Origin of the sequence: Enterobacter sp. JMULE2 (assembly GCF_013337145.1) — a bacterium.
GTDB lineage: Bacteria > Pseudomonadota > Gammaproteobacteria > Enterobacterales > Enterobacteriaceae > Enterobacter > Enterobacter mori.
The window spans coordinates 39,058-53,134 of record NZ_SGWD01000016.1 but is presented as its reverse complement, the minus strand read 5'-3'; the positions used below and the strand labels follow the sequence as shown (position 1 = coordinate 53,134).

At 52.8% G+C, this 14,077-nt stretch carries 11 protein-coding genes and 4 tRNA genes; 7 read left to right on the top strand and 8 right to left on the bottom strand.

What is annotated here, in order from left to right:
* Window positions 1–2 precede the first annotated feature (2 nt).
* Both EXW94_RS20305 and EXW94_RS20300 read right to left on the bottom strand, forming a co-directional pair.
* Window positions 3–78 (bottom strand) — tRNA-Val (locus tag EXW94_RS20305).
* Between the two features lie 42 nt (window positions 79–120).
* Window positions 121–196 (bottom strand) — tRNA-Val (locus EXW94_RS20300).
* A 258-nt stretch (window positions 197–454) separates the two neighbouring features.
* Between EXW94_RS20300 and gltX the strand changes: the two genes are divergently transcribed.
* Window positions 455–1,870 (top strand): glutamate--tRNA ligase, encoded by a 1,416-nt coding sequence (gene gltX, locus EXW94_RS20295; RefSeq protein ID WP_089597878.1) that lies wholly within the window; start codon window positions 455–457, stop codon window positions 1,868–1,870.
* A gap of 50 nt (window positions 1,871–1,920) precedes the next feature.
* On the opposite strand, the gene EXW94_RS20290 is transcribed toward gltX, so the two are convergent.
* Entirely contained in the window at window positions 1,921–2,307 is a 387-nt protein-coding gene (locus tag EXW94_RS20290; protein ID WP_089597879.1) for a YfeC-like transcriptional regulator, read from the bottom strand.
* Between the two features lies 1 nt (window position 2,308).
* Window positions 2,309–2,671 carry a YfeC-like transcriptional regulator gene (locus EXW94_RS20285; protein WP_100165800.1) on the bottom strand — a complete coding sequence of 121 codons (363 nt, stop codon included), beginning with the start codon at window positions 2,669–2,671 and terminating at the stop codon, window positions 2,309–2,311.
* Window positions 2,672–2,888: 217 nt separating this feature from the next.
* On the opposite strand from EXW94_RS20285, the gene EXW94_RS20280 reads away from it, so the two are divergent.
* The 3 genes from EXW94_RS20280 (at window position 2,889) to EXW94_RS20270 (ending at window position 5,483) form a co-directional block, all read left to right on the top strand.
* Window positions 2,889–2,964 (top strand) — tRNA-Ala (locus tag EXW94_RS20280).
* 41 nt (window positions 2,965–3,005) lie between these two features.
* Window positions 3,006–3,081: transfer RNA gene (locus tag EXW94_RS20275), tRNA-Ala, on the top strand.
* A 212-nt stretch (window positions 3,082–3,293) separates the two neighbouring features.
* Window positions 3,294–5,483 (top strand): EAL domain-containing protein, encoded by a 2,190-nt coding sequence (locus EXW94_RS20270; RefSeq protein WP_174340870.1) that lies wholly within the window; start codon window positions 3,294–3,296, stop codon window positions 5,481–5,483.
* A gap of 46 nt (window positions 5,484–5,529) precedes the next feature.
* Here the strand turns inward: EXW94_RS20270 and nupC are convergent, their stop codons facing one another.
* The gene (nupC, locus tag EXW94_RS20265; protein ID WP_010433166.1) at window positions 5,530–6,717 is read right to left on the bottom strand and encodes a nucleoside permease NupC; all 1,188 of its coding nucleotides are present in this window, start codon (window positions 6,715–6,717) and stop codon (window positions 5,530–5,532) included.
* Between the two features lie 350 nt (window positions 6,718–7,067).
* On the opposite strand from nupC, the gene EXW94_RS20260 reads away from it, so the two are divergent.
* Entirely contained in the window at window positions 7,068–8,306 is a 1,239-nt protein-coding gene (locus tag EXW94_RS20260) for an Nramp family divalent metal transporter (protein WP_108416672.1), read from the top strand.
* A gap of 34 nt (window positions 8,307–8,340) precedes the next feature.
* Here the strand turns inward: EXW94_RS20260 and EXW94_RS20255 are convergent, their stop codons facing one another.
* Complete coding sequence (locus EXW94_RS20255; RefSeq protein ID WP_100165803.1) at window positions 8,341–8,697, bottom strand: DUF2502 domain-containing protein; 357 nt, start codon at window positions 8,695–8,697, stop codon at window positions 8,341–8,343.
* A gap of 133 nt (window positions 8,698–8,830) precedes the next feature.
* Window positions 8,831–9,820 carry an L-glyceraldehyde 3-phosphate reductase gene (gene mgrA / locus EXW94_RS20250; RefSeq protein ID WP_174340869.1) on the bottom strand — a complete coding sequence of 330 codons (990 nt, stop codon included), beginning with the start codon at window positions 9,818–9,820 and terminating at the stop codon, window positions 8,831–8,833.
* A 185-nt stretch (window positions 9,821–10,005) separates the two neighbouring features.
* Between mgrA and ipdC the strand changes: the two genes are divergently transcribed.
* A complete protein-coding gene (ipdC, locus tag EXW94_RS20245; RefSeq protein WP_174340868.1) occupies window positions 10,006–11,664 on the top strand; it encodes an indolepyruvate decarboxylase in 1,659 nt (552 codons plus the stop codon).
* On the opposite strand, the gene EXW94_RS20240 is transcribed toward ipdC, so the two are convergent.
* Complete coding sequence (locus EXW94_RS20240; RefSeq protein ID WP_108416669.1) at window positions 11,665–12,900, bottom strand: ion channel protein; 1,236 nt, start codon at window positions 12,898–12,900, stop codon at window positions 11,665–11,667.
* Window positions 12,901–13,105: 205 nt separating this feature from the next.
* Between EXW94_RS20240 and glk the strand changes: the two genes are divergently transcribed.
* The gene (glk, locus tag EXW94_RS20235) at window positions 13,106–14,071 is read left to right on the top strand and encodes a glucokinase (protein ID WP_089597886.1); all 966 of its coding nucleotides are present in this window, start codon (window positions 13,106–13,108) and stop codon (window positions 14,069–14,071) included.
* Window positions 14,072–14,077: the final 6 nt, after the last annotated feature.

Here is a 14,077-nt window from a genome sequence, read left to right as displayed (position 1 = left end):
AATGGTGGGCGATGACGGGCTCGAACCGCCGACCCCCTCCGTGTAAAGGAGATGCTCTACCAACTGAGCTAATCGCCCAATCTCAATTCTTATCTACACTGCGAGTCTACTTAAAGTAGATGGTGGGTGATGACGGGCTCGAACCGCCGACCCCCTCCGTGTAAAGGAGATGCTCTACCAACTGAGCTAATCACCCCCGCTGTGTGGAGTCGCATTATAGGGAGAGTTGAAAATGAGTCAACGCATTTTCTAAAGTTTTTATTCGTTCGTCGTAAAATTAGACAAAACGATCGCGAAACGGGCAGTGGCGCATGATTTCTAAACAAAAACAGTAAACTCAGGCCCGATTCAGGGAACAACATTGAGGAATCGCCGCACAGTGATAGAATATTGCCCATTGTTTTTTCCCCAGGATTTGCCGATTGCCGGCATCTTTATAACGTAAGGCCATTTCATGAAAATCAAAACTCGCTTCGCGCCGAGCCCGACAGGCTATCTGCACGTCGGTGGTGCACGTACCGCTCTTTATTCCTGGCTTTTTGCACGCCACAACAAAGGTGAGTTCGTGCTGCGTATTGAAGACACCGATCTTGAGCGCTCCACGCCGGAAGCAATCGAAGCCATTATGGATGGTATGAACTGGCTGAATCTGGAATGGGACGAAGGCCCGTATTTCCAGACCAAACGTTTTGACCGCTATAACGCGGTCATTGATGAAATGCTGGTCGCGGGCACGGCGTATAAGTGCTACTGCTCCAAAGAGCGTCTGGATGCCTTGCGTGAAGAGCAGATGGCGAACGGTGACAAGCCGCGTTATGACGGTCGTTGCCGCCACGACCATAGCGAGCATGCGGCTGATGAGCCTTGCGTTGTGCGTTTTGCTAACCCGCAAGAGGGTTCTGTCATCTTTGATGACCAGATCCGTGGCCCGATTGAATTCAGCAACCAGGAGCTGGACGATCTGATCATTCGCCGTACCGACGGCTCACCAACCTACAACTTCTGTGTGGTGGTGGACGACTGGGATATGGAGATCACCCACGTTGTCCGTGGTGAAGACCATATCAACAACACGCCACGTCAAATCAACATCCTGAAGGCGCTGAATGCGCCCGTGCCGGTGTATGCACACGTGTCCATGATCAACGGTGACGACGGTAAAAAACTGTCTAAACGTCATGGTGCCGTGAGCGTGATGCAGTATCGTGACGACGGTTATCTGCCGGAAGCGCTGCTGAACTATCTGGTGCGTCTGGGCTGGGCCCACGGTGACCAGGAGATCTTCAGCCGCGAAGAGATGATCGAACTGTTCTCTCTGAACTCTGTGAGCAAATCAGCGAGCGCATTCAATACCGATAAGCTGCTGTGGCTGAACCATCATTACATCAATACCATGCAGCCAGAATATGTCGCGACGTATCTGCAGTGGCACATTGAGCAGGCGAATATCGATACCCGTACCGGTCCTGAACTGGCCGATCTGGTGAAACTGCTCGGTGAGCGTTGCAAAACGCTGAAAGAGATCGCCGAAAGCTGCCGTTACTTCTACGAAGAATTCGATGAGTTTGATGCCGACGCGGCGAAGAAACACCTGCGTCCGGTTGCCCGCCAGCCGCTGGAAGTGGTGCGTGACAAAATCGCCGCTATCACGGAATGGACCGCGGAGAATGTGCATCACGCGATTCAGGCAACCGCAGATGAGCTTGAAGTCGGTATGGGCAAAGTGGGGATGCCGCTGCGCGTCGCCGTGACCGGTGCAGGCCAGTCTCCAGCGCTGGACGTTACCGTTCATGCTATTGGTAAGTCTCGTAGCGTGGCGCGTATCAATAAGGCACTGGGTTTTATTGCTGAGCGTGAAAGCCAGCAGTAATCAATCGCCAGTAAATCAAACGGCAGGGGAACCTGCCGTTTTTTTGTCTGCTATTCAGCAATACCGAGACGTGAGAGAAATCCTTTTACCCCCTCGCGCTTCAGCAATACGAGAAGACGCTCCTGTTCAACCTGCGTCATGTTCTCCAGCGAGTCGATGATTTGTGGGAGCAGGGTAGACGATGACGGTATCCCATAAAGAGAGGGCGTTTCGGCCACCTGGTAAATCGCCTGCCGGTGACGGATGGCAGGAAGGCTAATAATATGTTCCTTCACTCGCGCATCGACATGGATCAGTCTTGCTCTTCCACCTTTTACACCGTTAACACCCTCCGTCTTCCATCCCTTCTGGCGTATCCAGCGGTTAACGGTTTGCCTGGCGACGCCCAGACAGTCAGCCAGTTCATCCGTGGTCATTTTGCTGCGTAATCTTTTCATATTAGTTCTGGTCGCGAATCCCTAAACGTTGCAACAATCCGGTAATCCCTTCCCGCAGTAACAGCGATGTCAGCTGCTTTTGCTCATCCGGCGTCATTTCATTTGCCAGTGTCAGAAGTAAAGTATGAAGTGAACCCTCGTAGCCAGCGCTGTCTGGCACTTCAGGCGTCTCAGACGCCCTGCGGGCACTGCGGATAAACTCCCTTACCTTTTCATTCACATGCACCAGACGCGCCTTGCCGCCCTGAACGCCTGGTTTTGGCGATGTAATCCAACCTTCTTTACGTACCCATTTATTGATGGTCTGACGGCTATAGCCAGTGAGCACGGCTAACTCTTCTGGCGTCATTCGTTCCTTGATCATGCAATTTCCTGAGTGTTCGTAGGGTTAATTAGTGGTTCATCTTATAGCACCGTTTTACGCGAAAACGTGACAGGCTTAACTCCTGACTGCGAGCAGGCTCGCAAAGTGATTCATTTGCATGATTTTTCAGCGATTGAAAGGTGGGGACTGATTTTGCCGTTGACACTCAGCGGCGGAATTCATATTATGCCGCCCGTCAACATGACAGCTTTACGACGGGGCTATAGCTCAGCTGGGAGAGCGCCTGCATGGCATGCAGGAGGTCAGCGGTTCGATCCCGCTTAGCTCCACCAAACTCTGAACCCAACAGAGTGCGGTAAGTAAAGTAACATGTGGGGCTATAGCTCAGCTGGGAGAGCGCTTGCATGGCATGCAAGAGGTCAGCGGTTCGATCCCGCTTAGCTCCACCAAAATTTGAACCCTCGTCGAAAGACGGGGGTTTTTTTATGCCTTTGTAAAATGTTTATACTGCTTTTGTTGCGATAAAACGCTTTTTCTATACCTCACCTCAATTCAAATCAATAAACGAGTCTATAAATAGACTTGAACTTGATTCGAGCAATTAATAAACCTATTATCCATCCGGTCAATGATACGTTGGTAAAATAGATTCCCTGACTGAATGAATAGAAAAACTTACAATAACGTAAAAATATTTATGATTGCCCTAGCGCTATGCCTGATTGCGGTGCCATTTTCCCGTTATATCTCCCCGCGCGCTATTGTTAACGGGCATGACGTCTATTTAGCATGGCTACCCTTAAGCGTTATGCTGGCCGTTATTTTGTTGTTTGGCCGCCGTGCAATTATTCCCGTTCTGTTAGGTTTTACTATTACTAATATATTCTCTGTTGATTTAGCACCGCTACAATATGCAGTTCTCCTGTTTTGTCAGACTTTTTCAGTTTTCGCTGTGTGTGGCATTATCCGTCTTGTGCTGGGCAGGCGCTGGCGCCACAGCGTGCCTAATAAATACATCGGGATCCGTATTTTTTGGCTGGGTTTTATGGTGCCGATAGGTATCAAAATATCAATGTATCTGGCAGGCTATTTATTCGATTTCCCGGTAACAATCTCCACTTACTTCGGTGAAGGCACCCTTATTTACAGCGTTGTGGATATTCAAAGCCTGATCTGCGCGGCGTTGATTTTCACCATGATGTTCTATTATCCATTAAGAATGATTATTAATCCTCGCTACGCCAGAACCTTCTGGCTGCGGAGCGTGAAGCCGGTGTTTTTTCACAAGAAATCATTGTTTATATTTGTCTGGCTGATGCTTCTGATCGCCCTCATGGCAATTTTATGTGCACCGCTAAAGTCACCTATAATTGCAGGATATCTTGTGCCCATTATTTTTATTCTTTTTACGTTGGGCATCAGCTGTTTAAGTTATGCGCTTATGTCATTGCTCTGGGCGGCATCCGCACTCCTGCTACTGACCTACAACGACAACTTTTTGAACGGGGTGGAGTCGGGTCACTCGCTCTCCTTTATCCTGTCTGTACTCATCTCTTTCGCCATCTGTTTGCTGTATATGTCGCGGATTTACCGGCGAAGCGAATGGATGAAGAAGGGCTGGCAGGACAGGGCGTTAACCGATCCGTTGACCGGTTTGCCTAACATTCGCGCCCTGGATGACTTTCTTCTGATCCATCCTGACGCCAAGGTGTGTTGTCTGCGAATGGATAATCTGGAGTTTCTTAGCCGCCACTACGGCATTCTGATGCGGGTTCACTGCAAGCGGATGATTACCGCGTCGCTCCAGCCCTTATTGCAAAAAGATGAGCAGCTTTTCCAGTTGCCCGGCAGTGAGCTGGTGTTGGTATTGCTGGGGCCGGGAACGTCAGAGCGCCTGCAACATATGGTCGACCAACTGAATAGCCGCAAGATTTACTGGAACAACACTGGGCTGGATGTAGAGTTTGGGGCGTCCTGGGGTGAGGTTGAAGATGGTGAGAACCTGCACCATACGCTTGGGCAGCTTAGCTGGTTGGCGGAGCAGTCATGTGCTGCGCATAATGTGCTTGCTCTGACGAACAGCATTGAGGACGTCTCCGGGCAAACCACCGACAGGGTGCTGATGTTAGGGCGTATTAAACGTGCGCTTGATGCTGACGGGCTCCAGCTGTATGCCCAGTCGATTCAGAATGCCGAGGGGAAAGGATATTACGAAATCCTCTCGCGCCTGGAGAGCGAGGGAGAGATGATCACCCCCGATCGCTTTATTCCGCTGATTGCCCAGTTTAACCTGAGCCATCGCTTTGATCTGAATGTGGTTGAGAAGTTACTGGTCTGGCTGCGGGATAATCCCGCCACACATGCTGGCACCCGTTTCTCCGTCAATTTGATGCCGATGACCTTGATGCAAAAAGAGGTCGCCACGGAGATTATCGCGCTCTTCGCTCGCTATACCGTCCCGCCCCAGGCTGTTGTCATCGAGATTACCGAAGAACAGGCTTTCTCCAATTCGGGCAGTAGCATTAACAATATCCAGCAGCTGAGGGATCATGGGTTCCGTATTGCTATTGACGACTTTGGAACAGGCTATGCCAACTTTGAGCGTCTGAAGCGCCTGCAGGCCGACATCATCAAGATTGATGGTTGTTTCGTAAAGGATATCTGCAGCGACAACATGGATGCGATGATTGTGCAGTCGATATGTAATCTGGCGAAAACAAAATCGCTCTGCGTGGTTGCGGAATATGTGGAAACCCCGGCGCAGCGGGATATGTTGCTGCACTTTGGTGTCGATTATCTGCAGGGCTACCTGTTAGGTAAACCCAGACCGCTTGCCGAATTACGGGCATAAAAAAACCGGGAGCTTTCATGCTCCCGGTTTTTTTTCACTCTGCGAGTTAGAGTACCAGCGCTGCGATAGAGGCAGACAGTACGCTCACCAGCGTAGAACCATACACCAGCTTCAGGCCGAAGCGAGAAACCACGTTACCCTGCTCTTCGTTCAGGCCTTTAATCGCACCGGCGATAATACCGATGGAAGAGAAGTTTGCGAAGGAAACCAGGAACACGGACAGAATGCCTTCCGCACGTGGAGAGAGCGTGCTGGCAATTTTCTGCAGATCCATCATTGCCACGAACTCGTTAGAAACCAGTTTGGTTGCCATGATGCTGCCAACCTGCAGTGCTTCATGAGCCGGAACACCCATCACCCATGCGATTGGATAGAAGATGTAGCCCAGGATGCCCTGGAAGGAGATACCGAGCACCGCTGCGAACAGGGCGTTCAGGGCGGCGATCAGCGCGATAAAACCAATCAGCATAGCGGCAACAATAATGGCGACCTTGAAGCCTGCCAGAATGTATTCACCCAGCATTTCGAAGAAGCTCTGCCCTTCATGCAGGTTTGACATCTGGATGTTCTCTTCGCTTGCATCAACACGGTAAGGGTTGATCAGCGACAGCACAATAAAGGTGCTGAACATGTTCAGGACCAGCGCCGCCACCACGTATTTTGGCTCCAGCATGGTCATGTATGCGCCCACGATAGACATGGATACGGTAGACATTGCGGTTGCCGCCATGGTGTACATGCGGTTACGCGACATTTTGCCCAGAATATCTTTGTACGCGATGAAGTTCTCAGACTGACCGAGGATCAGTGAGCTCACGGCGTTAAAGGATTCCAGTTTGCCCATGCCGTTCACCTTGGACAGCAGAAAGCCAATCGCGCGGATAACCACTGGCAGAACGCGGATGTGTTGCAGAATACCAATCAGTGCAGAGATGAAGACGATAGGGCACAGCACCTTCAGGAAGAAGAAGGCCAGACCTTGATCGTTCATGCTGCCAAAGACGAAGTTAGTCCCTTCGTTAGCAAACCCGAGCAGTTTTTCGAACATCTCGGAGAAGCCTTTCACGAAGCCGAGGCCCACGTTGGAGTTCAGGAAGAACCACGCAAGTAATACTTCAATGACCAGCAGTTGGACAACATAGCGAATACGAATATTTTTGCGGTCTGTGCTGACCAGCAATGCGAGTGCAGTAACGACAACGAGTGCCAGGACAAAATGAAGGACGCGGTCCATATTTGCTCCAAATATGAGGCAGGTTTAATTTTCGTGCACATTCTATGTAACAAGCGAAAAGAAAACGAGATCAAGAACACACTATAGTTACATCCTGTGACGAGTCTCAAAAATAGTGATCAACAATACATTTTTGTTATGTTAGGTAAATGAGTGAAAAGTTAAGTTTGTGTGCTAGGCTTCACAAAAGTGTGCGCTAACTCTGCTTCATTTAGAGCACCCGCATCTCACCTGCCCATCTATCGTCAAAAGCTATCAGAGAAATCATTACAAACCTTACAAATGATCTTGATAATCATTCTCATTTTGATAGCATTAAACATAGCAAAGGCTATATTTCAGAGGCAGAAATGACAAACAGTCGCGTAGAGGGTAGCAGTGGCAGAGCAGCGCGCAAGTTGCGGTTCGCATTAATGGGACCTGCGTTCATTGCTGCCATTGGCTATATCGATCCGGGCAATTTTGCGACCAACATTCAGGCCGGGGCCAGCTTTGGCTACACATTGCTGTGGGTGGTCGTCTGGGCAAACCTGATGGCCATGCTGATCCAGATGCTCTCAGCGAAGCTCGGCATTGCCACGAGCAAAAACCTGGCCGAGCAGATCCGCGACCACTACCCGCGTCCGGCGGTTTGGCTGTACTGGGTCCAGGCTGAAATTATCGCCATGGCAACCGACCTTGCCGAATTCATTGGGGCTGCGATTGGATTTAAACTGATCCTCGGCGTGTCGCTGTTGCAGGGGGCTGTGCTGACCGGGATTGCGACTTTCCTTATTCTGATGCTGCAGCGCCGAGGACAGAAGCCGCTGGAAAAAGTCATCGGCGGTCTGCTGCTGTTTGTTGCTGCAGCCTATATTGTGGAGCTGATCTTCTCCCAGCCGAATCTGGTGCAGCTGAGTAAAGGGATGGTGATCCCAAGTCTGCCCACCTCTGAAGCGGTATTCCTGGCAGCTGGCGTCCTCGGGGCGACCATTATGCCGCATGTGATTTACCTGCACTCCTCCCTGACACAACATCTGCACGGTGGCACCCGTAAGGAACGCTATTCCGCGACAAAATGGGATGTCGCGTTTGCCATGACGATTGCCGGTTTCGTGAATCTGGCGATGATGGCGACCGCCGCTGCCGCTTTCCACTTTAATGGTCACACGGGGATTGCCGATCTCGATCAGGCTTATCTGACGCTGGAACCGTTACTGAGCCATGCCGCAGCAACGATATTTGGCCTGAGCCTGGTGGCTGCTGGCCTCTCTTCCACGGTGGTAGGTACGCTGGCGGGGCAAGTGGTGATGCAGGGATTCGTGCGTTTTCATATTCCGCTGTGGGTGCGTCGCGCCGTCACCATGCTGCCGTCGTTTATTGTGATTCTGATGGGGCTGGATCCTACCCGCATTTTGGTAATGAGCCAGGTCCTGCTGAGTTTTGGTATTGCCCTTGCGCTGGTGCCGTTGCTGATTTTTACCAGCGATAAAACGCTGATGGGCGATCTCGTGAACTCGACGCTGGTGAAAAGGACCGGGTGGGCGATTGTGGTCGTGGTGGTGGCGCTGAATCTGTGGTTGTTAGTCGGAACCGCGCTGGGTCTTTAAAATAAAAAAAGGAGCCAAAAGGCTCCTTTTTACGTTAGTGACGATGGCCGTGACCACCGTGACCATGACCTTTACCACCGCGTCCGCCCCAGCCGCCACGACGGTCATCGCGATCGTTCCAGCCTTCACGGTAGCCGCGTTCATAGGCGTTGTTTTTATACCAGCCGCGATGCAGGCCATTATCATGCCTGCGCCAGCGGTCACCACGCCATTCATAATGACGGTTCCAGTAATCACGGTCGCGCCAGTAGCCACCGTCCCAGTATCTGCCGTAGTCATCACGATCGCCAATTTGTAATTTTACTGATGGCAACAGGGTGATCTCGCCAGCATTGGCGACCAGCGGGGCAGAAGCCATTAATACCGCTGCTAAAATCAGTGACCTGAACATACTCTTCTCCTTCACGATCGGGGCCTTGTGGGCCTGTTAACGCAATATTACGAGTTGGTAAAGCCTCGTTTCATCGCCTCAACTCCGAATTCCCGGATAAGAGCACTTTTTGCTAAAATCGGCTTTAATTTGTTCAGGCCAGAATATCTTCGATCCGCGTCAGTTCATCTTCCGAGAAATGGCGATTGTCCAGCATGCCCACCGCGTCATCGATTTGCGCGGTTTTACTGGCCCCAATCAGTACAGAAGTCACAGTATCGTGGCGTAAAATCCAGGCCAGAGCCATCTGCGACAGCTTCTGACCGCGGCTTTCGGCAAGGGCGTTTAACTTGTGCACTTTTACCAGCTTTTCTTCGGTGAGCTGATCCGGGTTCAGGAACTTGCTGCCGCTGGCCGCACGGGAGTCCGCTGGAATACCGTTCAAATAACGGTTGGTTAATTGACCACCCGCGAGAGGAGAGAAGGGAATACACCCAACCCCTGTCTGCTGCAGTACATCCAGCAAGCCCGCTTCAGGGGCACGCTCAAACATCGAATATTTAGGCTGGTGGATAAGACAAGGCGTACCGAGGTCGTGAAGGATTTCAATTGCCTGGCGCGCCAGTTCCGCAGGATAGTTGGATAACCCGACGTACAGTGCCTTGCCCTGTCGCACCAGATGGTCGAGCGCTTTCATTGTTTCCTGAAGCGGTGTTTCCGGGTCCGGGCGGTGATGGTAGAAGATGTCGACATACTCCAGCCCCATGCGTTTCAGGCTCTGATCCAGACTCGATATCAGGTATTTACGCGAGCCCCAGTCGCCGTAGGGACCGTCCCACATGGTATATCCTGCTTTCGTCGAGATAATTAACTCATCGCGCCAGGGGAGAAAATCTTCCAGCAAAATGCGTCCGAAATTACGTTCGGCTGAACCGGGAGGAGGACCATAGTTGTTGGCAAGGTCGAAATGCGTAATCCCCAAATCGAACGCGCGCTGTAAAAGTTGACGGCTGTTTTCGATGAGCGTGGCATCACCAAAGTTATGCCAAAGCCCAAGCGAGATGGCGGGCAATTTCAGCCCGCTTTGTCCGCAGCGGCGATACTGCATTGTCTGATAACGATTTTTATCCGGCTGATAACGCATGATCGTGACCTCTGACGCTGATAAGAAAAACGTGTGTATACGGTTACACTAACGCGAAGAAAGAGAGCATAGCGCAGCATTTTTTGTAAAGCATTCTTTCCAACTCCTTCTTACTGCCTTTTCTGGACAGTCATCACGCTTATTTAATACTCAAGGTGACAACAACATTAGAAGGATACCTGTTTATGCGTACCCCATACTGCGTCGCCGATTACCTGCTGGACCGTCTGACTGATTGTGGAACCGATCATCTGTTTGGCGTGCCGGGCGACTATAACCTGCAGTTTCTCGACCATGTAATAGACAGCCCGGATATCTGTTGGGTGGGTTGTGCCAACGAGCTTAACGCGTCATATGCCGCAGACGGCTATGCCCGATGTAAGGGCTTTGCCGCGCTGTTAACCACATTCGGCGTCGGAGAGCTAAGCGCTATGAACGGGGTGGCGGGTAGCTTTGCCGAACACGTTCCCGTGTTGCATATTGTGGGGGCGCCGGGAATGGCGGCGCAGCAAAAAGGCGAGTTATTGCACCATACCTTAGGTGACGGTGAGTTCCGTCATTTTTACCATATGAGCGAACCCATCACTGTCGCGCAGGCGATCCTGACCGAACAAAATGCCTGCTACGAAATTGACCGCGTGCTGACCACCATGCTGCGCGAACGCCGTCCTGGCTATTTGATGTTGCCTGCGGATGTGGCGAAAAAAGCCGCGACACCACCTGTAAGCGCTCTCACCGTTAAGCCTGTTCACGCGGACAATGCCTGTCTCAAAGCATTTCGTGATGCCGCCCGGAGTCGCCTGGCCATGAGCAAACGGACCGCGCTGCTGGCCGATTTTCTGGTGCTCCGTCATGGGCTAAAACCTGCGCTACAGAAATGGGTGAAAGAGGTGCCGATGGCACACGCCACCATGTTGATGGGGAAAGGGATTTTTGATGAGCGTCAGGCGGGTTTTTACGGCACTTACAGTGGTTCAGCGAGCGCGGAGCCGGTCAAAGAGGCGATTGAAAGAGCTGACACAGTGCTGTGCATTGGTACGCGGTTTACCGATACCCTGACCGCCGGGTTCACTCACCAGCTCACTCCCGCTCAGACCATCGAAGTTCAGCCTCATGCTTCCCGCGTGGGCGACGTCTGGTTTACGGGCATTCCCATGCTGCAGGCGATTGAGACGCTGGCAGAGTTATGCAAACAACATGTGCGTGAAAGCCCTGCACCCTCGACACACAGTGGTTTTTCCTGGCCTGCAGAGGGCGCTTCGCTCACGCAGGAGAACTTCTGGAGCACGCTGCAAACCTTCATTCGTCCCGGCGACATTATTCTTGCCGATCAGGGCACCTCGGCGTTCGGCGCGATCGATCTTCGCTTACCTGCGGACGTTAATTTTATTGTTCAGCCGCTCTGGGGGTCGATTGGCTACACGCTGGCGGCGGCCTTTGGCGCGCAGACGGCATGCCCGGACCGGCGCGTGATTGTCCTGACCGGGGATGGTGCCGCACAGCTGACGATTCAGGAAATGGGCTCAATGCTGCGCGATAAGCAGCACCCGATTATCCTGGTGCTCAACAACGAAGGGTACACGGTTGAGAGGGCCATACACGGACCTGAACAGCGGTACAACGATATCGCGCTGTGGAACTGGACGCAGATCCCGCAGGCACTGAGCCTGGATCCTCAGGCCGAATGCTGGCGGGTCAGTGAAGTCGATCAGCTGGCGGACGTGCTGGAAAAAGTGGCGCACCATGAGCGGCTTTCGCTCATTGAGGTCATGCTGCCCAAAGCGGATATTCCTCCGCTGTTGGGCGCGATAACCAAAGCGCTGGAGGCGCGAAATAACGCCTGATCACTTATCGTTTCGCCAGGCCATCATCATCGGTTTGCCCGCCAGCAGGAGCCAGGCGGGCAACATCACGATACAAAGCAGAGGGAAGAGGGTAGAGTCAGGCACCACCACGGCGGCCATAAACAGGCTCAGCCATGCATCCCGCGTCACTACCAGTACCAGCCCGAGAATCGAACACGAAACGGTTATCGCAGCCGGTACGGCGTCCACATGCTCGTGCAACATCAGACCTAACGCTACCCCGACAAACACCGCCGGGAAGATGCGTCCGCCCCGAAAACCGCACGCGGCGGCCACGACCAGCGCCGCCAGCTTTATCACCGCAAACAGCAGATAATCCGACACGCTAAACACCTGACTGAATGCTAGCTGCTGCATTTCGTCCAGGCCTTTAAACAGCGTCACTTTTCCGCCGATAGCGCCCAGAATGCCGAGAAGCAGCCCCCCGACGCCCAGAATCAGCACCGGATGTTTGAGCTTATGCATCAGCCGATGCAGGCGCGGAAGACACCATACTGCGACCATGCCGAGCGCAATGGCGATGGCGACCACAATTGCGCCGCTGAAAATGTCCGCGACCTGCATCTGGCCATAGTGGGGGAGAGGGAGAGAGAAGTGGGGATGGAAAAACAGGCTGGTGGTCAACGCACCGGCAGCGGCGGCCATCAGCGGCGCAAAGAGTTTGTCCCAGAGCGGGACGTCATTATTACCGCTCAGCGTCTGGGAGAAGATCAGCGCGGCGGCGACGGGAGTGCCGAACAGCGCGCCGATGGTGCCTGCAGAGGCCAGGATCGTCCAGTCCAGCGCGTTGACGCGCGGTAAAATGCGCGAACCCAGGAAAACCGCCAGCGCGATATTGACCGCCATGATCGGATGTTCAGGCCCCAGGCTGACGCCGCCCGCCAGACCCACGATCAGCGCAACGATCAGTCCCGGCAGCGCTGCCGGGCTGACGGGCGCGCCGATCAACGGTTCCTGCGCGGGATCGGGCCCGGCATGGTCCGGACTGAAACGAATCACCAAACCCACCGCAATACCGGTGAGCGTCAGCATGACGATAATCCATACAGGAGAATCAGGGCTGAAGCCCATATTGGCAGGCAGGGCGGTCCATAACATCGTTTGCAGTACCGACGCGACTTTCATCACGACGATGAGCACCAGGCTTGAAGCAACGCCAATAACGAGCGCCGGTATTGCTAATAACAGCATGGTTCTGGCTCGCGGGTGGAGCATGATGATTTCCTTGTACAAAACGGTATAACGTTACTTTGCACAATCAGCTTTATGGCAATAGTGCAAAAGGTGTTGAAACGGTAAAGTTATTCTGTGACGAAGATCGATAATCCTGGGGCATTCACTTTCTGGTCGTTGTTGTTATCACGCCTTGAATTTACAGTGTTCCAAAGATTTATTCTGACTTTAGCGGAGCAGTAGAAGAATGACAAAGTATGCTTTGGTAGGTGATGTGGGCGGCACGAACGCGCGCCTTGCACTCTGCGATGTAAATAGCGGTGACATTTCCCAGGCGAAAACCTATTCAGGGCTGGATTATCCAAGTCTGGAAGCCGTGGTTCGCGTATATCTTGAAGAGCATAAGGTCAGCGTCGAAGACGGCTGTATCGCTATTGCGTGCCCGATTACCGGTGACTGGGTGGCTATGACCAACCACACCTGGGCCTTCTCCATTGCCGAAATGAAAAAAAACCTCGGCTTTGCGCATCTTGAAATCATCAATGACTTCACGGCGGTATCGATGGCGATCCCGATGCTGAAGCCGGAACACCTGATCCAGTTTGGCGGCACCGCGCCGGTCGAAGGCAAGCCGATTGCGGTTTACGGTGCGGGAACCGGGCTGGGCGTCTCTCACCTTGTCCACGTCGATAAGCGCTGGGTCAGTCTGCCGGGCGAAGGCGGTCACGTGGATTTCGCGCCGAACAGTGAAGAAGAGGGCATTATCCTCGAAGAATTACGTGCTGAGATCGGCCACGTTTCTGCCGAACGCGTGCTGTCGGGTCCCGGGCTGGTCAATTTGTACCGTGCGATTGTGAAATCTGATGGTCGTCTGCCTGAAAATCTGCAGCCTAAAGACGTGACCGAGCGCGCCCTGGCGGACAGCTGCATCGATTGCCGTCGTGCCTTGTCCCTGTTCTGCGTGATTATGGGGCGCTTCGGCGGCAACCTGGCGCTGACGCTGGGCACCTTTGGCGGCGTCTATATTGCGGGCGGTATCATGCCGCGCTTCCTCGAGTTCTTTAAAGCCTCCGGTTTCCGCGGCGGGTTTGAAGATAAAGGGCGCTTCAGAAGCTACGTGCAGGACATCCCTGTTTACCTGATTGTGCACGATAATCCAGGGCTGCTGGGATCGGGTGCGCATTTGCGTCAGGTTCTGGGACAAATTCTCTGATGGTCA

Coding starts and splice junctions, on each gene's coding strand:
- gltX (WP_089597878.1), top strand. CDS start 455: ATGAAAATCAAAACTCGCTTCGCGCCGAGCCCGACAGGCTATCTGCAC.
- EXW94_RS20290 (WP_089597879.1), bottom strand. CDS start 2,307: ATGAAAAGATTACGCAGCAAAATGACCACGGATGAACTGGCTGACTGT.
- EXW94_RS20285 (WP_100165800.1), bottom strand. CDS start 2,671: ATGATCAAGGAACGAATGACGCCAGAAGAGTTAGCCGTGCTCACTGGC.
- EXW94_RS20270 (WP_174340870.1), top strand. CDS start 3,294: ATGAATAGAAAAACTTACAATAACGTAAAAATATTTATGATTGCCCTA.
- nupC (WP_010433166.1), bottom strand. CDS start 6,717: ATGGACCGCGTCCTTCATTTTGTCCTGGCACTCGTTGTCGTTACTGCA.
- EXW94_RS20260 (WP_108416672.1), top strand. CDS start 7,068: ATGACAAACAGTCGCGTAGAGGGTAGCAGTGGCAGAGCAGCGCGCAAG.
- EXW94_RS20255 (WP_100165803.1), bottom strand. CDS start 8,697: ATGTTCAGGTCACTGATTTTAGCAGCGGTATTAATGGCTTCTGCCCCG.
- mgrA (WP_174340869.1), bottom strand. CDS start 9,820: ATGCGTTATCAGCCGGATAAAAATCGTTATCAGACAATGCAGTATCGC.
- ipdC (WP_174340868.1), top strand. CDS start 10,006: ATGCGTACCCCATACTGCGTCGCCGATTACCTGCTGGACCGTCTGACT.
- EXW94_RS20240 (WP_108416669.1), bottom strand. CDS start 12,900: ATGCTCCACCCGCGAGCCAGAACCATGCTGTTATTAGCAATACCGGCG.
- glk (WP_089597886.1), top strand. CDS start 13,106: ATGACAAAGTATGCTTTGGTAGGTGATGTGGGCGGCACGAACGCGCGC.